Below are 19,736 nucleotides of genomic sequence, written 5' to 3'. Positions count from 1 at the left end.
ACGGATACAATATCTCATCTAACAATCCGTAAGGCTAAAGGATATACTGACCATAATTAGTTTGCCATTCGCTCTTATTAAAACTTACTTATTATGAAAAAGCTATCCAGTTCTGGTATTGTTCGTCCATTTTTTTTGATGCTTATTATTATATTAGTCTCACTTCCAATGGGATTTTATGGCATGTATCTCTATCTAGCACCCTCTTTGCCTGATATGAGTTCATTAAAAAAGGCACCTTTACTAAAACCATTGCAAGTTTACACGGCAGATAATAAGTTAATTGCAGAATATGGCGGTAAACTTTCCATTCCAGTGAAATACGAACAGATTCCACCAGCGTTTATTCATGCATTTCTAGCAGCGGAAGATTCGTCATTTTTTGAGCATAATGGGATTAGTTTTAAGGGCTTGGGGCGAGCACTAACAGAATCTATTACAGGGTCAGATGTACAAACTGGCGGTTCAACCATTACCATGCAGGTGGCAAAAAATTATTATTTAAGTCCAGAACGAACTCTTAAACGCAAACTAACTGAAGTTTTTCTTGCTCGCAAAATTGAGCAAAATCTCACCAAACAAGAAATTCTAAGCTCATACGTCAATAAGATCTTCTTAGGCAAAAATGCTTACGGAATTGCTGCAGCTGCACAAATCTATTACAACAAAAATATTAATCAGCTCACCATTGCGCAAATGGCAATGATTGCAGGATTACCTAAAGCACCATCAAAATACAATCCTGTCGTAAATCCAGAACGAGCACTTGAACGCCGGAATTGGATTTTAGGGCGTATGCTACAACTTGGCTATATTAATCAGAGTCAATACCAAAAAGCTGTTGCTGAGCCAATCAACCTTAATATGATTGATCGCTCTGTCAGTAATGTTTTTCCTTATGTTGGTGAAATGGTTCGTTCAGAATTGGTTGAAAACTTTGGCGAGCAGGCGATTGATTCAGGATATAAGGTATATACGACGATTGATAGTAATCGCCAACGTTACGCTGAAGAATCAATTCAAGATGGTTTAGAAGCATATGATCGCCGCCATGGTTGGCGTGGACCAGAAGCACATGACAAACCTCTTAACCAGTTTGTCCCATATGCAAATACCTATCCAGCACAAGTCATAAAAGTGAATAACAATTCTTTTGATGCTTTGATGCAAGATGGTTCAACAGTTACCGTAAATTGGGCAGGAATGTCATGGGTTCGCCCTTATCGGAATGCGAACAGTGTAGGCGGCGCTATGTCGAATGCTTCACAAATTGTTAAAGTGAAAGATATTATTCGATTACGCCCAAATGAAAACAAAACCGTTTGGTCTTTAGTACAGGTTCCTAAAGTTCAAGGTCAATTGATTGCCTTGAATCCAAATGATGGCTCCATAGAAGCTGTTGTTGGTGGCTATAGTTTTTATCAATCTAAGTTCAATCGTGCGTTACAAGGGTGGAGACAACCCGGTTCAACTATTAAACCATTTGTTTACGCATTGGCACTTGAACGTGGTATGACACCTTATAGCATGGTGAATGATAGCCCCATCAGTATTGGCAAATGGTCTCCAAAAAACTCAGATGGACGTTACTTAGGCATGATTCCTTTACGTCGTGCATTATATTTGTCAAGGAATACGGTTTCTGTCCGTTTATTACAAACTGTGGGAATTGAACGCACACGCCAACTATTTATGGATTTTGGATTACAAGAAGATCAAATTCCTCGTAACTACACAATCGCATTAGGAACACCTCAAGTACTCCCTGTGCAAATGGCTACAGGCTATGCCACTTTTGCAAATGGCGGTTATCGCATTCAGCCCCATTTTATTAAACGAATAGAAGATGCATCAGGTAAAGTAATTTATGAAGCAAATCCAGAATATGCTTGTATACCTTGTATTAGTGATCCAAATGCCTATGCAACAGCCGATGCTATTCAAGAGCAAGATGCTGTAAATGAAATCACCAATGAAACTTTAGATAATGTATCTGCCGCATCTGAAACTGTTGCGTCTAACTCTCAGACAGCCGCAACGACAAATAGTAATTATCGCCAAGCTCAACGCATTTTAAAATCCAGCTCAGCTTATGATATGGCTAATATTTTACGCGATGTGATTCAGCATGGTACTGGACGAGCAGCACTTAAAATCGGTCGTGACGATTTAGGTGGGAAAACAGGAACAACCAATGATGCAAAAGATGCTTGGTTTGCAGGTTTTAATGGCAAGTTAGTTGCAATCGCTTGGGTTGGTTTCGATCAACCACGCACACTCGGTCGACGTGAATACGGCGGAGTTGCTGCTTTACCAATTTGGACAAATTTCATGGCGAACTCACTTAAAGATACGCCATCGGCTTGGGTACATTTTGATAAAGACGCGAAAGATCCAATTTCATTTGACAAGTTACAACTGGAGAAAAATGAAGGGCAAAAAGAATATCGTGCTTCCCCACCGTTGGCACGCCCACTTTATCGCCCAGCTCCAGTTGCACCAACTCGCTCCGCACAAACTGACTTCTCAGATTTACCAGATACAGCACCATCTGATGAAGAGCAAATTATTGTTCCCGCGAAAAAACAGCCACCAGCGATGGGAACAGCATCACCTCAAAAAGAACATGATGGTATTGAAAATTTAATTAATAATATTCAATAAGTAAATTCAAAAGAAGCCATCAATTTGATGGCTTCTTTCTTTTTTGGAGTACATAAATTTGAAAAGCGGCTGTCACTAAGAAATGCTGTTCTTGTTCTAAAATCATTCTTCGTTCAGGATTCGCTTTATAAGCATAAGGTGTCATAGCAATCAAATTTTTTAGCGCTTGTTGATCTAACTCGATTGCACTCTCGACAAGCTGTTGTTGCTGCAATTCAAATTGACCATCTAGATGTTCTAAAAATTTTTCTGGTTCGTGTAAATTTACTTGCTCAAATAAAGCTTCACGCAACCTATAGAGATGTCGAGGTGCAGGTGTCACCACAATCAGATGACCATTCTCTTGAAGAACACGTGTGATCTCTTCTTGTGGAATTGGACTAAATAAACTAGTACATACGTCGATTGAACAATCCTGTACGGGCAATGTTGCACCCGTCCCAACAATCCAAGTGACTTTGGAGTTGAGTTTTGCGGCTCGTTGTACAGCAGTTTTAGCAATATCCACACCGATACAGTGTTGAGTATGCACTTGCATCGCACTGGTGTAATAACCTTCACCACAACCAATATCTAAAATAGTTTTCGGCTTGAGCCGCTGCAACAGTTCAACAATCGCCTGCTGTAACGGCTGATAAGCACCTGTTTGCAAAAATTCACGACGGGCCAATACCGACTCTGCAGTATCCCCTGGTGTCTTACTATGCTTATGCTGTACGACATGCAGATTGACATAACCTTGTTTGGCGACATCATAATTATGGCCTTTTTCACAATGCCAAGAACGCTCAACCAAATTCAATGATTGGCGACAAACAGGACACATCAATAAATTCATCTATTTTCTCCAAACATAAAAAAAGCTGGTGATCACCAGCTTCTTTTTGAATCATGGTTTAACGCAACTTTAAGGTCATTAAGCCTAACACAACAAGGAAAATGGTAATAATCCAAAAACGAATAACAACCTGTGTTTCCTTCCAACCTTGTTTTTCATAATGATGGTGTAAAGGTGCCATCAAGAAAACGCGCTTATTCCGCATTCGCAATGAACCAATTTGTAAAAATACAGAAACGGCTTCCATTACGAATACCCCCCCCATAATCGCAAAAACGATTTCTTGGCGAACCATAACAGCAATTGTACCTAGCATCGCACCTAGTGCTAAAGCCCCGACATCACCCATGAATACTTGAGCAGGATGTGCATTATACCAAAGGAAAGCTAGACCTGCGCCAACCATAGCTGAACACACCACAACCAGCTCAGAGGTATATTTTACATAGGAAATATGCAAATAATTGGCAAACCGAATATCACCTGATAAATAAGCAAATACGCCCAAACCTGCTGCAACCATGACAATTGGCATAATTGCCAGTCCATCCAATCCATCCGTCAGATTGACTGCATTTGATGCCCCATTAATCACCAAATAAGTGAAAACAATAAATGCTAGACCAAATGGCACCGCTGAAAGTGGAATGGAGAGATTTTTAAAGAAGGGAATCAGCAAATCTAGCATATTTGCAGTATTCATTGGATTATCTTGTTGTTTTGCAATTAGATATAAAGCAATACCAGCACCTAATGATGCCACAGAAGTCCAAAAGAATTTTTTACGTGCAGGTAAACCAGCATTATCTTTATAACGAACTTTAATCCAGTCATCTGCCCAACCAACAGCACCAAAGACCACCATAACACCCAATACAATCCAAACATAAGGGTTTGATAAATCAGCCCATAATAAGGTACTAATACCGATTGAGAGCAGAATTAAGATCCCACCCATCGTTGGTGTTCCCATCTTCTTCGCATGATTTTCAGGAGCAAATGAGCTTACTGCCTGACCATATTTTAAGGCTTGTAATTTACGGATCATCACAGGCCCTAAAGCCAAGCCAATGGTCAAAGCAGTTAATACACTCAACAAAGAGCGTAATGTTAAATAACGAACCACTTGGAAAGAGCTGTTATAGCCTGCCAATTGTTCAAATAACCATAACAACATTTAAATCTTCTCCATCAAGTCAGCCATCAACGTTTCCATATGGGTATAGCGAGAACCTTTAAATAGGAAACTCATGTGCTGGGGTTGATGTGTCTCTACTAAACTCATTAAAAATGACAAAGCTTGCCCCTGATTCAGAAAAGCTTGTAATTTTTTACCGTATTGTGTGCTTCTTGCACCTTCTTGAGTGGCAGGTGAGAATTCACCCACTGCAACTACAAAATGAATACCTTGCATCGAAACCAAATCTCGGCCCAACAAATAATGTTGTTGCGCTGCTGTACTTCCAAGCTCACCAATATCCCCCATGACCATCACTTTAATGCCCGTTTGTTGAGCAAGAACTTCTGCTGCTGCACGCATTGAAGTTGGATTGGCATTATAAGTATCATCAATGAATAAGTGATTTTGGTGTTGAATAAAATTCAGACGCCCTTTGGCACCCTGTGCTTGTTCTAAGCCTTGTACAATATCATCAAGCGCAATCCCAATTGCCAAGGCAAATGCTGTTGCAGCAGTTGCATTTTGTACGTTATGTGCACCTGCAAATGGAAGATTTACTGTACGGATACCCTGTGGAGTATGTAAATTGAATTTTGCTGATTGAGGATATAATTCAACATCTGTCGCAAACACATCTCCACCCTGACCAAAACTCAGAATTGAATGAGCTTGAGCATTTTCACGAATGGTCGCTGTGAAATCATCATCAGCGGGAACGATCGATATCCCCTCAGGCAAAATATGCGAATAGATTTCTGATTTAGCGCGACAAATGCCCTCGCGACCACCAAATTCACCCAAATGCGCTGTACCAATATTCAAAATCCCCGCCACATGTGGCTGCACCAGATTTGAGGTGTAATCAATTTCACCTTGGTGACTGGCACCCAACTCCATCACAGCATATTGATGCTCCTGACGCAGTTCCAGCAACATCATCGGCGCACCCAAATCATTATTCAGGTTACCACGCGTAATCAGGGTTGGTGCTAAACGGGATAAAATACTACCCAACATTTCTTTCGTGGTGGTTTTACCACTACTGCCTGTTAATGCAATCACTTTCAACTGTAGATTTTGCTGACGGCGATATGCTCCAAGATGCCCTAAAGCCAAACGTGTATCTTTGACGACGAGCTGTGCAATATCAGCATCGACAGGATGCTCTACGATGGCAATCTGACAACCTTGCGCAGCCACTTGAGCGATAAAGTTATGAGCATCAAAGCGCTCACCTTTTAAAGCAAGAAATGCATCGCCCGCCTCAGCGTGACGAGAGTCAGTCAAAATACGCTTAACTTCGCTTTGTGGAATCTTATGATTATGCCATTCACCTTGAGTCGCTTGTTGTAATTGCTCTGCTGTCCAAGGTTCTAGTGGAACGGTGCTGGTTGTTGAAGTATGCATACGCTTTATTTACCTTTTAACCTTAGTGTGCAGGATAAGCTGAATCTACAGGATGCGGCTGAGCATTAATCGCAGATTGCACTTCGACTACATCATCAAACCAGTGACGAACTCCATCTACTTCCTGATAGTTTTCATGACCTTTGCCAGCAATCACGACTATATCTCCAGCTTGAGCTTGAGCGACCACAAATTTAATCGCTTCACGGCGATCATGAATTTCATGTACGTTGTGTTCTGCAAAATCAATTCCCTGCTTCATATCAGCAAAAATTTGTTCAGGGTTTTCAGTTCGTGGATTATCCGAGGTGAGAACTACAGGATTAGCATGATCAAGCGCAGCCTGAGTCATTAAAGGACGCTTACCGCGATCGCGATCACCACCGCAGCCAAATACAGCCCATAATTGTCCAGTGACATGGCGTTTCAACGTGGTTAACACCTGAATCAATGCATCAGGTGTATGTGCATAATCAACGACAAATAGACGATCCGCATCTTGAATGACTTGCATGCGTCCTGGGGCACCCTTAAGTTGCGGAACGAACTGCACTAAATCAGCAAGCGAAAAACCAGCATATTCTGCTGCAATCAAGCTTGCTAATAAATTTTCTACATTAAAATGTCCAAGCAATGGGCTTTGCACAGCAAAAGTACCTGTTGGACTAATCAATGTAAAACTTGCACCACTCAAGCGATATTGCAAATGATCAATATAATAATCCGCAGAAGTTTGAGTCAAAGAATAAGTCAAAACTTTCGGTTTTGATGGATTCTCTTTCGCAGCAGCCAGCATCACGTTTGCATGTGCATCGTCGATGTTAATTACAACAACTTTTAAAGTGGTAAATTTAAATAATAGCGCCTTAGCTTCTGCATAAGCCTCTAAAGTACCGTGATAATCCAAATGATCACGACTTAAATTACTATAAACTGCAATTTCAAGATCGCAACCATTCAGACGACCTTGTTCCAGACCATGGGAACTCGCCTCAAGTGCAACAAAATTAGCCCCTTGTTTAGCGTAATCATGCAGTGCCTGCTGTAATTGTAGGGCATCTAAAGTGGTGTGGGTTGAGGGGGTCAAGTTTGGCAAGATACCATTGCCTGTTGTCCCCATCACTGCACAGCCTTTCGCTTGTGAACTTATCAGTTCTGCAATCAGACGTGAAATGGTGGTTTTTCCATTGGTACCTGTGACAGCAATACCACGTAATGGCTGTACAGGATCTACCGCTTGTAAATATTGCTGCTGCCATTCACCCATAAGAAAACGCACTTCAGGGCAAACCCACTCGTTCGCAAGCCCTAAACTCGTTTCACTAATGACCGCCAATGCTCCTGCATTCAGCGCATTTTGTGCAAATTGACGAGTTTTTTCAGGTTGGCTATAACTACTTAAAGCAATAAAAATTTGCCCAACTTCAATCTTACGGCTGTCTAGACAAAAGCCTTGAAAAGGCTGAGTGAACCAAGCCGCATCGATATGAATCGGATATATCTGCTGAAAACTAATCGACATAATCTACCTACGGATTGGATTTTATAGAGGTATCAAGTGGTTTATCTAAAGGTACATTCAGTAATCGTAGCGATTCTTGCATAATTCTCGCAAAAACGGGCGCTGCGACGAGACCACCATAATAACGACCTTGAGGATTTTCAACGACGATAATCATCGCCAGACGAGGATCACTCACTGGAGCAACCCCAGCAAATAAAGCACGATATTCATTACTCGAATAACCTTTACGGTCAGCTCGTAATTTATGTGCCGTACCTGTTTTACCACCAACACGATAACCAGGAATATTGGCCTGTGTAGCTGTACCACCAGGCATAGTAACCTGCTCAAGCATCAATAACACTTGATCTGCAATCTTAGGATCAAGAACTTGCTTACCTTGAGGTGCTTGATCTAATTTTCTTAGACTTAATGGCATTTCCACACCATGGTTTGCAAGCATGGCATAACCTTGTGCAACTTGGAGAATGGTTGCATTTAAGCCATAACCATACGCCATCGTACCTAACTGAGACGGGTTCAACTTCTCACCCGAATACAACAGACCTGCGCTCTCACCCGGGAATTTCACATCAGAACGATGCCCAAAACCGACACGACGGAAGAATGATGGAACTGCATCCTTTGGTAGTGACAATGCGAGTTTTGCTGAACCCACGTTAGATGATTTAACAATAATACCTGTCAGGGTTAATGCACCATAGTTGTGTGTATCACGAATGGTATGCCATCCCAACTTCATTGAACCTGGTGAGGTATTAACGATTGTGTTTGGCGTGTATTTGCCACTTTCTAAGGCAGCAGCAACGGTAAATGGTTTCATCGTCGAACCCGGTTCGAACATATCAATTGCACCACGGTTACGCATTGCATCTTTGTTGGCTAAACCATTTTTATCATTTGGGTTATATGACGGCCAACTGGTCATTGCTAAAATTTCGCCAGTTTTTACATCTACAGCAATAGCGGTTGCCGAACGAGCATTATTTGCAACACCAGCAGCGGTCAATTCACGATACATAATATATTGCAAACGTGAGTCGATACTGAGTGTGACATTTTCACCTGACTCGACTTCTTTAATCACTTCTGAGACTTTAAGACGGTTACCTTTTTTATCCCGAATAATTTTTTGTTCACCATCGACGCCTGACAACTGTTTATTCAGTTGCATTTCTAAACCTTCAACCCCAACCCCTTCACTATTGGTTAAACCAATAATTTGTGCATTCGGCTGCGGTTGTGGATAGTAACGTTTATACGTCTTTTCAGCGTAAACCCCTTGAAAGTTTCGCTTGGTAATAAGATCAGCTTGCTGTGGTGGAATTTCTTTTTGTAGTACCAAATAACGTGAGCGTGGACGAGCTTCCATTTGCTTTTTGAGATCAGCACGGTCTACACCAACCACATCAGCCAACTCATCCAAATTCAAGTTTTTATCAGGTAATTGACGTTTTAATTTTCGGTTATGTGGATCTTTTTTTAATTCGGCAGTAATTTCATCAAATTGTTGTTTCGTTTCCCAATAATCTCTTGGGTCAATCACAATTTTCATAATCGGTGTACTAATCGCTAAAGGCACTCCGTGGCGATCACTAATCACACCACGCATTGCTTCTAGGCGTTCCGTACGTAAAATATTGGCATTCGCTTTATTTTGTAAAAAATCTTTATTGACCACTTGCACATAAAATGCACGTGCAATCAACACAATAAAGCACAGTAACACCGTGCCCCAAAGCAAATAAAATCGCCACATGTCTAAAGCAAGTGTTGGTCTTTCAGAAATAGACTGCTGTTTTTTTCGTATTGGTTTACTTCGCTTATCTGCCATACAGCATGCCTTATTTGTCTTGCTTTGAAGTCATAGGTAAAGAAATCACAACCGTTTGTGCTGCGGGTGGTGAAAACATCCGCAATTGTGTAACAGCACGAGAGCCAATCTGCGCAGTTGCACCAAACGTTTGTTGTTCAATCAGCAAGCGCCCCCATTCTGCATTCAGATCGTCTCTTTCACGCATATAAGCACTTAAATCACGATAATCATGACGATATTCAAACACTTGAAAGACCACCATCATTGCGCTTGTGAATACCATCGCAATCAGCACAGCATACACTACAACTTTTTTCAGTCCTTTCTTGCTGCTAGATATGATCTCATCATCATTCTTTTTATTCATTATCTGCCTTTCTGCTCTAAACGCTCTGCTACACGCAACCATGCACTACGCGAACGAGGATTTGCTTTGACTTCTGCTTCACTCGCACGAATACGAGACACTTTCTTTAAACGTCGCGTATCGATCTGTGCTTGAGGCATTCCCCAACCATGATCTTCCGCTAAAGTTGATTCTTTTTGAATAAATTGTTTAATCAAACGATCTTCCAAAGAGTGGAAGCTAATCACAGCCAACTGTCCTTGTACTTTCAATAATTCTACAGCTTGCGGTAAAAACGTTTCAATATCATCAAGCTCTTTGTTAATTGCGATACGAATCGCTTGGAAAGTACGCGTTGCAGGATGTTTATGTTTTTCCCACTTTGGATGTGCAACCTTAACAATTTCAGCCAATTGCGCTGTTGTGGTGATTTCGCCTGCCAGTTTAATGGCTTTGGCAATACGGCGACTATAACGCTCTTCACCATATTGAAAAATAATATTGGCTAATTTTTCTTCTTCGATTTCAAGCAACCATTCAGCCGCAGTTAAACCTTGAGAATTATCCATACGCATGTCTAGTGGGCCATCTTGCATAAAGCTAAACCCACGTTCTGCTTGGTCAAGTTGCGGTGAAGACACACCCAAATCGGCCATAATGCCGTCAACTTCGGTAATCCCAATATTTGTTAATTCCGCCTGAATATCGGCAAAACTGGCATGAATAATTTTAAACCGCGGATCTTCTTGTTCTAATTGTGCGGCAACTTCAAGTGCCTGAGGATCTTTATCAAAGGCGTAAACACGTGCATTTTGATCCAATTTGGAAAGTAAGAGCTTGGTATGCCCTCCACGGCCAAACGTTGCATCGACAAAAATACCAGTATCGCGACCTGCCAATACGCCATCAACGGTTTCATGAAGTAAGACAGAAATATGCGACATAACAATAGGATCAATAGCTAAAAATGTAACTGCACATTATCACCTTGTTTTATCCCAGTACCAAACGACTTTTTGTAGAGAATTCTTAACTTTTCATAGATAAAACCGTTTTCTTATCATTTTTTATGCAACAAAAAAGCAAATACTCCGTGTATTTGCTTTCCCATATTCAATCACAAATTTTATATATAATTTATTTACTGTTTATCTGTATAAATTTGATCAAAAATCGCACCATTCACAAAGTGGGTTTTCTGCGCTTTTGCCCATCCACCAAATACATCATTAATGCTGAAGAGTTTGATCTTTGGAAATTGTTTTGCATATTTTGCTGCAACTTGCGGATTACGTGGACGGAAATAATGTTTTGCCGCAAGTTCCTGCCCTAAAGGTGAATAAAGAAAATTTAAATAACCGCGCGCTAAATTGCGATTACCATCTTTATCCACGGTTTTATCTACAATCGCAACTGAAGGCTCAGCCAAAATCGAAATTGATGGATAAACAATATCGTATTTATCTTTACCTAAACCTTGGGTCGCCAATAAAGCTTCATTTTCCCATGACAGTAACACATCGCCTATACCTCGCTCAGCGAATGTAGTTAAAGAACCTCGCGCTCCCGAATCAAGTACTTTGACATTTTGGTATAATTTTTTGACTAAATCACGGGCTTTAGTCTCATTACCACCGGGTTGTTTCAAGGCATAGCCCCATGCTGATAAATAAATCCAACGCGGTGCCCCACCTGTTTTCGGATTTGGGGTAATAATTTCGACACCCTCTTTGGTAAGATCATTCCAATCACGGATATTTTTCGGATTTCCTTTGCGGACAAGAAATACGACCGTTGATGTATAAGGTGCAGAATTATTTTTAAATTGTTTTTGCCAATCTTTACGAATGAGACCTGCGTTGGCAATTTCATCAATATCATTCGCCAAAGCCAATGTCACAACATCAGCCTGCAAACCATCAATTACCGATCGTGCCTGTTTGCCTGAACCACCATGCGATTGTTTAAAATCGACCTCTTGACCTGTACGCTGTTTCCAATATTGACCAAATGCTTGGTTATATTCTTGATAAAACTCTCGTGTTGGATCATAAGATACATTTAAAAACGTTGTAGCTGCCTGCGCTATGCTATTTAAACCCAAAGCAAGTAATGCCGCGGCGATCACTGTTTTCATTTATTATTCACTCATTTTCTGTATATCTGTGATCACTATATTTATTTAAAAATAATTTACAATCATATAGTTATATCAATAATTTAGAAATTATTCTTTTTTTTATATATCGTAATATTAAGGATGTATTGCAGTTAAAATGCTAAGTGTTTATTCATGTTATTTTTATTTTGAGAAAAATTATCATTCTCCACTTTTTCTACACATTTGCTTGCTAGATTTGATTTGCACATATTCTAGCCATAGGCTTACAACACCTAAAAATGTGTTTATTTATTATTTTTTGTAAAAAGTGTGACGCAGTTATACTTTTTTATTAAAATTTATGTTTGAATCGTATGATTAAAGCAATACTATAGTTATCTAGTTAGTCTTGTAGACTCGAAGTCATGAAGGGGATGTTACCGTGCAAGCATCAAAACTTAAAAAAACACTATGCTTAAGCTTGTTTTTGGTGTGTTCTATTCAAGTTGGACATGCAGCTGCAATTAAAGAAAACAATAATATTAAAACGATAGACAAATCGTCTTCGTTAATTGTGAAAGCGCTTGATCAACAAAAACGTAATACGGCGATGTTGCCTTCAACAGATGACGAATTAAAAATGTTGAATACCATCCGTACAACGCCAACACAAACGTTCTTTGCAAGCCAACACGAACGTTTTTCACGCTTTGTTCAGACTATTTTTCAACCGCACACATCTTGATCTTTTAAATATGTAAAGCTCTACATGTTTAAATAAGCCTAGTCATGCTGTGACTAGGCTTTTTCGTTATAATAGTTTCAATTTTAATTTAAGCTTCGATAATTTATGAAAGTTCGTACCCGTATTGCGCCTTCTCCTACAGGTTTCCCTCATGTAGGTACTGCTTATATTGCGTTATTTAATTTATGTTTTGCTAAACAGCACGGTGGTGAATTTATTTTACGTATTGAGGATACAGATCAACTCCGTTCAACACCTGAATCAGAAAAGATGATTTTAGACTCTTTACGTTGGTTAGGGTTGAACTGGTCAGAAGGTCCAGATGTGGGTGGCCCTCATGCGCCGTATCGTCAATCGGAACGTATGGGTATTTACAAGCAATATGCCTTAGATTTGGTTGAAAAAGGACATGCTTTCTATTGTTTCGCTACAGCTGAAGAGTTAGACCAGATGCGTGCAGAGCAGCAAGCACGTGGTGAAACCCCAAAATATGATGGTCGCGGCTTAAAACTTTCACAAGAAGAAGTACAACAACGCCTTGCTGCGAGTGAACCACATGTCATTCGAATGAAAGTACCTGAAGATGGTATTTGTAAGATTAATGATTTGCTTCGTGGTGAAGTGGAGATTCCTTGGGCACAAGTTGACATGCAAGTGTTGCTAAAAACGGATGGTTTACCAACTTACCATCTTGCTAATGTCGTGGATGATCATTTGATGGAAATTACCCATGTATTACGTGGGGAAGAATGGCTGCCTTCAGCGCCTAAGCATCAGTTGCTTTACCAATATTTTGGTTGGGAAATGCCAACTTTATGCCATATGCCATTGTTACGTAACCCAGATAAATCAAAACTTTCTAAACGTAAGAACCCAACTTCTATTAACTACTATCGCGACATCGGTGTATTACCAGAAGCATTATTGAATTATTTAGGTCGCATGGGTTGGTCAATGCCTGATGAGCGTGAAGTATTCACATTACAGGACATGGTTGAAAACTTTGATGTACAGCGTGTTTCATTGGGCGGCCCAATCTTTGATGTTGAAAAACTTAATTGGCTGAACGGTCAATGGATCAAAGGCTTAACACCGGGGCAACTTCTAGATCGCCTATTAACATGGAAAAGCGACCGTCAAACACTTGAAGACATTGCGGCTGCGATTCAACCTCGTATCAATCTACTTTCAGAAGCTGTGAATTGGGCTGGTTTCTATTTCAATCACATGCCACAAATCAGTAAAGAACAGTTTGAAAGCAAAAAATTGACCGAAGAGCAAGTTCGTCAAAGCTTACAATTTGCAATCTGGCGCTTAGAGAGTCAGTTTACGTGGAATAATGATACTGTCAGCCAAACGCTGATGGATTTAGCCACTCAAATGGAAGTTAAACTTCGTGACTTTATGCCAGCATTCTTTATAGCCATTGCGGGTTCAACGAGTTCAACGCCTGTGATGCAATCTATGGTGACACTAGGTCCTGATTTGACTTTTGCACGTTTACGTCATGCCTTAGAAATCGTAGGTGGACCAAGCAAGAAAGAACTCAAAGTTTGGGAAAAATTAAACGAATCACTAAAACTGCCGAAAAATGATGCAAATAGTGAGAATTAATTCAGTTTAATCATTGACGTGTGAGCGCATTCGCCCTAATATTGCGCTCACACAGACTGGGGTCATAGCTCAGTTGGTAGAGCGCTACAATGGCATTGTAGAGGTCAGCAGTTCGATCCTGCTTGGCTCCACCAAACTTCAATTTGTGTTGCCTCAATAAGTCCCTATCGTCTAGAGGCCTAGGACATCGCCCTTTCACGGCGGTAACCGGGGTTCGAATCCCCGTAGGGACGCCATATTTTATGCAAAATAATTAAAATTATAATTTTCAACTAAACATTCATTCATTCAGATTGCACATTTCAAAATTTTACATAAAATACCCGCTTCTCCACGCTTGGACAAATTGTGGTATGCAATCTTCCAACTCAAATGCTACCTCTGAATCAAAAACATTAAAACGTGCAATGAGCACCCGTCACCTCGTTATGCTTTCATTAGGCGGTGCAATTGGTACAGGTTTATTTTTAGGTTCTGGTGAGGTCATCGCTCAAACAGGTCCTATCGGCGCAATTATTGCCTACTTTTTAGGTGGTTTAATTGCCTATATGGTTATGCTCTGTTTAGGTGAGCTCGCAGTACATATGCCTGTGGCTGGATCTTTTGGCGCATACGCTCAAAAATATATTGGCCCAGGAACGGGTTATATGATTTCTTGGCTCTATTGGCTGACATGGACAGCAACGCTTGGTACAGAATTTACCGCCGCAGCCTTACTCATGCAAGAATGGTTCCCTCATATTTCGATGTGGATTTGGACCATTATTTTTGCAATTACGATTTTAGGATTAAATTTAAGTTCAACCCGCATTTTTGCTGAATCAGAGTTTTGGCTTGCATTAGTCAAAGTCATTACCGTTATTGCCTTTATCCTTTTAGGTTTATGCGCAATTTTTGGTTTCATTCCATTCCAAGGCACTGAATCAGCACCGTTATTTCATAACTTAACGGCACATGGTTGGTTTCCACAAGGTCTTTTCCCAATTTTCACCACGATGTTAATTGTTAACTTTGCCTTTTCTGGAACTGAACTCATTGGTGTTGCAGCAGGTGAAACCAAAAATCCAGCTGAAAATGTTCCTAAAGCAATTAATGCGGCAATTTGGCGACTATTAATTTTCTTTGTGGGTACGATTGTTGTTATTAGTGCATTACTTCCATTCCATGTAGCTGGCTTAGGTGGTGACGGAGTAAGTAGCAGTCCTTTCGTAACGGTATTTAAATATATCGGTATTCCATATGCCGATGATATTATTCGCTTCGTGATTATTACTGCCTTATTATCCGCTGCAAACTCAGGTCTCTATGCGGCTTCCCGCATGATGTGGTCTTTATCTGATCAACGCCAACTGCCAAGCATATTCTCAAAATTGTCTAAGAGTGGTACGCCTATCATCGCGCTAGTGGTAACCATGTTTGGCGCAATTCCCGGATTACTATCTGAGCATTTTGCCCCAGAGACAATTTTCAAAAATTTACTAGGTGTTGCTGCATTTACCATGGTCATCGTGTGGATGAGTATTTGTTGGAGTCAGTTTAACTTTAGACGCCAATGGTACAAGGCTGGACATTCAGCAAAAGATTTAAAATTTGCTGCACCACTTTATCCAATCGTTCCCATCTTAGGTTTTATTTTCTGTTTAATTACAGGTCTCAGCATGGCATACGATCCTGAAATGCAGGCTGGTTTTATTGGATGCTTACTATTTATTGCCGCTTGTTATTTAAGTTACTACGTTTTCTACCGTGATCGTACATAAAATTATAATGAATAAAAAATGCAGCTTAGGCTGCATTTTTTATTTAACTTAAATTAACTTGCTTGATAATTTTACTTTAACTTCTTTATTTTGATTATTTATTCTACGATATGTTTTATTTTTAGACACTCACAAGATTTTTTTAGATTTTCTTTGGAAAAGTGTTTGACACCCTATCCAATTCACCCTAATATACGCCCACCTCTGAAACGTCCCTATCGTCTAGAGGCCTAGGACATCGCCCTTTCACGGCGGTAACCGGGGTTCGAATCCCCGTAGGGACGCCAATATTTATTATTGTTTTCAGATGTATGCCTCATATAAGTCCCTATCGTCTAGAGGCCTAGGACATCGCCCTTTCACGGCGGTAACCGGGGTTCGAATCCCCGTAGGGACGCCAAATTCTAGAAAGCCACTGCATTGATAGTGGCTTTTTTATTGCTTACTCACTTCCAATCCCAACTTGGACTTCTAAACGTCCAGACTGAACGCGTAAGCCTCGGATCTCAAATTGATCAACTAATTGTTGTACCAATTCGCGACTCTCTTGCAAAATATTAAGTCCTGGCAAAATACTAAAATCAGTCAAATTTAATAACTTATCGACCATCCATGAGCGGTTATTAATGAAATCAATAAAACCCGCTTCTTCAAGGTCGATATACCATAAACGATGCCCTTCTTTTTGAATCCCTGGCACATCACGAATGAGGTGATTGATCAAAAATGGGATCGGTAAGGAATTAATCACTTCAAAGCTGATATTACCAACACGTCTTGCTGCCCAATTTGTTAAAGTACCACCATGACGAATTTGTAAATCCAGATGCTCATCGACCTGACAAAGACGTAAATATTTTTCCTGCCCCATACGACATTCTAAAACATTGAACTCTAAAGACAGACGATATAGGAAACGGCGATAGTGTCCATCTAATTCGATATGAAAGCGATCATTGCCACATTCAATTTTAATATCATCAATTTCAGAACGATCCATACGTTTCCGAATTTGATTATTGAGCAGCATTTCAGGCAAATATAAGGTGAGGCTACTTTTTCCTAACGATGCACGTGCCATTGCCAACGCAACTTGACGCGCTGCTTCACTGGTTTCTGATACCATATCACGAACAGTATTTCGCATCCCTTCAACACCACGTTTGGTATGATGGGTAACCTGATCTAAGGCATCTAAAGCAGCATCTGCGACACCAGCGATATTTCGAGAGGTGTCACTCGCAAACTCAACAGCATCTTGTGCGTGCTGTAATGTCTTATTGATTAACCGACGTGATAAAGACGGTTTTTCATCAGATGAATCTATATCTGCAGGCATAATATCGAACATTGCCTTTTTATCATCTTGTCGATTCAAGATGTTCTCCCTCTTCCCTTTCTCAGCAACTCAATTTTGATATGAGCAAGAATCTGTTTTATAAACTTATTGGCTGTTTTTATGTAGATTAGCATGCTATTTAGCGCAATTTGCGTCTTTTTGTTGCACACTTTTAAATTAATTTAATCGTCCATTTTCTAAATATGTTTCAGAAAACGTTACATTTCACCTTCTTCGAGCTGCACTTTTTCATCCGTATCTGCTTTTAATAACATTTGATTTAGACGAAGTTGTTTATACTTTTCTAGCGCGATTTGAATAGAAACAAGTTTTTCCTGTATATCGACTGTCTCTAAATGACTAACTTCTCGCAATGCCACCCAAGCGGCTTGCATTTTATCAAAGTCATTACCTTTCTCTAGTTTTTGTTGCATCCAATCAAATAAAGCTTGCGCACGTTGTTCAGCTTCAAATTGATAAGCAAATAAACCACTTGAAAGTGCAATTTCACTCAGCTTACCCATCCAATTCAATTGTAACTGTTGCAAGCAATAACGCTGCTTTACCAAATAAGGTTCTAAAATATTCTTGTGGAACATGTGGGCAAAGCTCATCATTTCATTAACGACAATATCTCGCTGCTCATATAAAGTAGGTCTTTCAGCGTGTTGTTTATCAAGACGAAAGTCACCCAAGAATTGCATCAACCCTTGCTCTAGGACCAGTTGTATCGGCTCTGAAATAATGGTCGGCTGTTGTTCATATTCAACTTTAGATAAAGCCTGTATAAATTGTTCACTTTGAATCGGCTCGACCAGCCATCTCCAAATATCCATATCTTGTTGAATAGCCAACCATAACTTCAACAATAGAGTATCAGCACACTGTTGATCATTTTTCAAAAGACGTAATAGGGCATTTTGTATCGCACTAGATTCTGCAAGACCTGCAAATACGAGCGGATGAGTTAAAAGTTGTGGTGCATTTGCAATCACTTCTTTACTATAAGGAAGCTGAAAATCCCGTCCGCCTAGCATTCCACCGATTGACTTGCCCAGTGAATTTAAGCTATGCCCAACATCTGCCCAAATATTCGTTTCTATCGCTTGCGTTTGCAGTATTACTGCTGGCAACAAAGCATTTACCGCAGATTTCAACATATTTAGATAGGTTTTTTGATCAACTGGTTTTTCAAATTTAGAGAGTAAATCAATTGCATATTCAACATCGCTTACATTGAGCATGTACTCAGACTGGTTGCGATTTACCAAACACTCTATATATGCATAAAAAGCAATTTCACTCCGCTGTATAGACTGCTGTGAAGCCCATTCATGCTGTTTGATCGCTTCCGTATATTGTTCTGCGCCTGCATAGGCTTTTGCTAAAGCCACCGCATGCTTTGCACTTGGATATTGCTGTTGAAAATAAAGCAATAAATCAATCTTAGGTTGTTGATCTAAACATTTATCTAGCTGACGTAAATAAAGATTGATTTGTGGCTGTGTCGGTTGAGGCACAACAAAATTAAGCTGATAAACCAAGCATTGTTCATACCATGCATGTTTTCTGGCATGAGATTCATAACTTGGAATAAATTCGTTTTCAATTAATTTGATAAGTTGTGATGTATATAGAATATCTTCATCTGTCTCATGCTGGAATTTCCATTGCTTTGGTAACGAGACTTTAAACAATCTTAAAAAAAAATTTGCACTTAAATCAGGACTCTCCATGCTAACCAACATTAGCTTGTCTTGGGTCGAAAGATGACCTTTGCCCTTTTCGATGCGAGCTAATCGTAATTTTAGAAGTTTGGTAGGCAGCATGCGATTCCTTGCGCATTATTCAACACATTCAGTTCACAAATTAGCATGACTGATATTATTTTAGCGAACAGGTTTAGACGAGCTGCGACCGATATTGATTGCTCGAATCAATTTAATATTTTAAAGATAGTACAAAATAAGTAAGTTTATGTATTTGAACAACGTAGGATTTTAGCTTTTGCATAATTTTCGCTAAAATAAACAAAATACTATAGGAAACCTTTATGCAATATCGTTGCCCTAAATGCCAAAGCGTTAAAATTATGCCTGTCAGTCAGGGTACAAATAGCCCTCGCCCTAATGTGCCTAAAAGCTTGGTGCTTTTAGTTCCTGCTATTTTTATTTTACTGGTGTTGGTGTTAATTAGTGTTGCAATGTGGATTTTTGGGCATGGCGCTGGTCAAGGCCTGCAAATTGCGACCGTTGCAGTATTTATTGTCTGTGTCATCGCGGGCATCTTATTTTGGCGAGATTTACCTGATTTCAAAATTTCAATGCAGGCTTTTATGCAAGCGCAAAAGCATTGGAAATGCCGTGACTGTAATCACGAATGGCAAAACTAACACGTTGCT

The 19,736-nt window shown here is 40.0% G+C and carries 14 protein-coding genes, 4 tRNA genes and 1 pseudogene; 9 read left to right on the top strand and 10 right to left on the bottom strand.

The window, feature by feature from the left end; all coding sequences use genetic code 11:
* Positions 1 to 93: 93 nt before the first annotated feature.
* The gene (gene ponA / locus AC0JIQ_RS01340) at positions 94 to 2,664 is read left to right on the top strand and encodes a penicillin-binding protein PBP1a (protein ID WP_474202409.1); all 2,571 of its coding nucleotides are present in this window, start codon (positions 94 to 96) and stop codon (positions 2,662 to 2,664) included.
* A 19-nt stretch (positions 2,665 to 2,683) separates the two neighbouring features.
* On the opposite strand, the gene AC0JIQ_RS01335 is transcribed toward ponA, so the two are convergent.
* From AC0JIQ_RS01335 to AC0JIQ_RS01300, 8 genes and pseudogenes are all read right to left on the bottom strand, one after another.
* A complete protein-coding gene (locus AC0JIQ_RS01335; protein ID WP_474202408.1) occupies positions 2,684 to 3,502 on the bottom strand; it encodes a putative RNA methyltransferase in 819 nt (272 codons plus the stop codon).
* Between the two features lie 58 nt (positions 3,503 to 3,560).
* Positions 3,561 to 4,679, bottom strand: a complete 1,119-nt coding sequence (mraY, locus tag AC0JIQ_RS01330) for a phospho-N-acetylmuramoyl-pentapeptide-transferase (RefSeq protein WP_004660135.1) — start codon at positions 4,677 to 4,679, stop codon at positions 3,561 to 3,563.
* The gene (locus AC0JIQ_RS01325) at positions 4,680 to 6,089 is read right to left on the bottom strand and encodes a UDP-N-acetylmuramoyl-tripeptide--D-alanyl-D-alanine ligase (protein ID WP_474202407.1); all 1,410 of its coding nucleotides are present in this window, start codon (positions 6,087 to 6,089) and stop codon (positions 4,680 to 4,682) included.
* Positions 6,090 to 6,111: 22 nt separating this feature from the next.
* Positions 6,112 to 7,611 carry a UDP-N-acetylmuramoyl-L-alanyl-D-glutamate--2,6-diaminopimelate ligase gene (locus tag AC0JIQ_RS01320; protein WP_474202406.1) on the bottom strand — a complete coding sequence of 500 codons (1,500 nt, stop codon included), beginning with the start codon at positions 7,609 to 7,611 and terminating at the stop codon, positions 6,112 to 6,114.
* Positions 7,612 to 7,614: 3 nt separating this feature from the next.
* Positions 7,615 to 9,448: pseudogene (ftsI, locus tag AC0JIQ_RS01315) on the bottom strand (penicillin-binding protein PBP3).
* Positions 9,449 to 9,458: 10 nt separating this feature from the next.
* Positions 9,459 to 9,797 carry a cell division protein FtsL gene (ftsL, locus tag AC0JIQ_RS01310; RefSeq protein WP_004660120.1) on the bottom strand — a complete coding sequence of 113 codons (339 nt, stop codon included), beginning with the start codon at positions 9,795 to 9,797 and terminating at the stop codon, positions 9,459 to 9,461.
* On the bottom strand, positions 9,797 to 10,720 hold the full coding sequence (rsmH, locus tag AC0JIQ_RS01305) for a 16S rRNA (cytosine(1402)-N(4))-methyltransferase RsmH (RefSeq protein WP_050041021.1): 924 nt from the start codon (positions 10,718 to 10,720) through the stop codon (positions 9,797 to 9,799). Before rsmH ends, ftsL begins: the two co-directional genes overlap by 1 nt.
* 197 nt (positions 10,721 to 10,917) lie before the next feature.
* Positions 10,918 to 11,913, bottom strand: coding sequence for a sulfate ABC transporter substrate-binding protein (locus AC0JIQ_RS01300; protein WP_336938377.1), 996 nt, complete (start codon positions 11,911 to 11,913; stop codon positions 10,918 to 10,920).
* 463 nt (positions 11,914 to 12,376) lie between these two features.
* On the opposite strand from AC0JIQ_RS01300, the gene AC0JIQ_RS01295 reads away from it, so the two are divergent.
* The 7 genes from AC0JIQ_RS01295 to AC0JIQ_RS01265 all read left to right on the top strand — a co-directional run bounded on the left by AC0JIQ_RS01295 (position 12,377) and on the right by AC0JIQ_RS01265 (position 16,396).
* Positions 12,377 to 12,622 (top strand): DUF4179 domain-containing protein, encoded by a 246-nt coding sequence (locus tag AC0JIQ_RS01295; RefSeq protein WP_413772447.1) that lies wholly within the window; start codon positions 12,377 to 12,379, stop codon positions 12,620 to 12,622.
* Between the two features lie 105 nt (positions 12,623 to 12,727).
* The gene (gene gltX, locus AC0JIQ_RS01290) at positions 12,728 to 14,236 is read left to right on the top strand and encodes a glutamate--tRNA ligase (RefSeq protein WP_474202405.1); all 1,509 of its coding nucleotides are present in this window, start codon (positions 12,728 to 12,730) and stop codon (positions 14,234 to 14,236) included.
* Positions 14,237 to 14,294: 58 nt separating this feature from the next.
* Positions 14,295 to 14,370: transfer RNA gene (locus AC0JIQ_RS01285), tRNA-Ala, on the top strand.
* A 26-nt stretch (positions 14,371 to 14,396) separates the two neighbouring features.
* A tRNA-Glu gene (locus AC0JIQ_RS01280) sits at positions 14,397 to 14,472 on the top strand.
* A gap of 117 nt (positions 14,473 to 14,589) precedes the next feature.
* A complete protein-coding gene (locus AC0JIQ_RS01275) occupies positions 14,590 to 15,996 on the top strand; it encodes an amino acid permease (RefSeq protein ID WP_474202404.1) in 1,407 nt (468 codons plus the stop codon).
* Between the two features lie 211 nt (positions 15,997 to 16,207).
* A tRNA-Glu gene (locus AC0JIQ_RS01270) sits at positions 16,208 to 16,283 on the top strand.
* A gap of 37 nt (positions 16,284 to 16,320) precedes the next feature.
* Positions 16,321 to 16,396: transfer RNA gene (locus AC0JIQ_RS01265), tRNA-Glu, on the top strand.
* Positions 16,397 to 16,438: 42 nt separating this feature from the next.
* Here AC0JIQ_RS01265 and AC0JIQ_RS01260 read toward each other — a convergent pair.
* The gene (locus tag AC0JIQ_RS01260) at positions 16,439 to 17,374 is read right to left on the bottom strand and encodes a hypothetical protein (RefSeq protein WP_428980039.1); all 936 of its coding nucleotides are present in this window, start codon (positions 17,372 to 17,374) and stop codon (positions 16,439 to 16,441) included.
* A 179-nt stretch (positions 17,375 to 17,553) separates the two neighbouring features.
* Complete coding sequence (locus AC0JIQ_RS01255) at positions 17,554 to 19,164, bottom strand: hypothetical protein (RefSeq protein WP_474202403.1); 1,611 nt, start codon at positions 19,162 to 19,164, stop codon at positions 17,554 to 17,556.
* 224 nt (positions 19,165 to 19,388) lie between these two features.
* Between AC0JIQ_RS01255 and AC0JIQ_RS01250 the strand changes: the two genes are divergently transcribed.
* On the top strand, positions 19,389 to 19,727 hold the full coding sequence (locus AC0JIQ_RS01250) for a zinc-ribbon domain-containing protein (RefSeq protein ID WP_004660100.1): 339 nt from the start codon (positions 19,389 to 19,391) through the stop codon (positions 19,725 to 19,727).
* Positions 19,728 to 19,736 lie beyond the last annotated feature (9 nt).

Source organism: Acinetobacter sp. FB, from assembly GCF_056033405.1.
This window is presented reverse-complemented; position numbering and strand designations above follow the sequence as displayed.

What these genes read in the sequence shown, in the direction of transcription:
- rsmH (WP_050041021.1), bottom strand. Translation starts at nt 10,720, where the DNA reads ATGTCGCATATTTCTGTCTTACTTCATGAAACCGTTGATGGCGTATTG.
- mraY (WP_004660135.1), bottom strand. Translation starts at nt 4,679, where the DNA reads ATGTTGTTATGGTTATTTGAACAATTGGCAGGCTATAACAGCTCTTTC.
- AC0JIQ_RS01255 (WP_474202403.1), bottom strand. Translation starts at nt 19,164, where the DNA reads ATGCTGCCTACCAAACTTCTAAAATTACGATTAGCTCGCATCGAAAAG.
- AC0JIQ_RS01320 (WP_474202406.1), bottom strand. Translation starts at nt 7,611, where the DNA reads ATGTCGATTAGTTTTCAGCAGATATATCCGATTCATATCGATGCGGCT.
- AC0JIQ_RS01335 (WP_474202408.1), bottom strand. Translation starts at nt 3,502, where the DNA reads ATGAATTTATTGATGTGTCCTGTTTGTCGCCAATCATTGAATTTGGTT.
- gltX (WP_474202405.1), top strand. Translation starts at nt 12,728, where the DNA reads ATGAAAGTTCGTACCCGTATTGCGCCTTCTCCTACAGGTTTCCCTCAT.
- ftsL (WP_004660120.1), bottom strand. Translation starts at nt 9,797, where the DNA reads ATGAATAAAAAGAATGATGATGAGATCATATCTAGCAGCAAGAAAGGA.
- AC0JIQ_RS01275 (WP_474202404.1), top strand. Translation starts at nt 14,590, where the DNA reads ATGCAATCTTCCAACTCAAATGCTACCTCTGAATCAAAAACATTAAAA.
- AC0JIQ_RS01325 (WP_474202407.1), bottom strand. Translation starts at nt 6,089, where the DNA reads ATGCATACTTCAACAACCAGCACCGTTCCACTAGAACCTTGGACAGCA.
- AC0JIQ_RS01250 (WP_004660100.1), top strand. Translation starts at nt 19,389, where the DNA reads ATGCAATATCGTTGCCCTAAATGCCAAAGCGTTAAAATTATGCCTGTC.
- ponA (WP_474202409.1), top strand. Translation starts at nt 94, where the DNA reads ATGAAAAAGCTATCCAGTTCTGGTATTGTTCGTCCATTTTTTTTGATG.
- AC0JIQ_RS01300 (WP_336938377.1), bottom strand. Translation starts at nt 11,913, where the DNA reads ATGAAAACAGTGATCGCCGCGGCATTACTTGCTTTGGGTTTAAATAGC.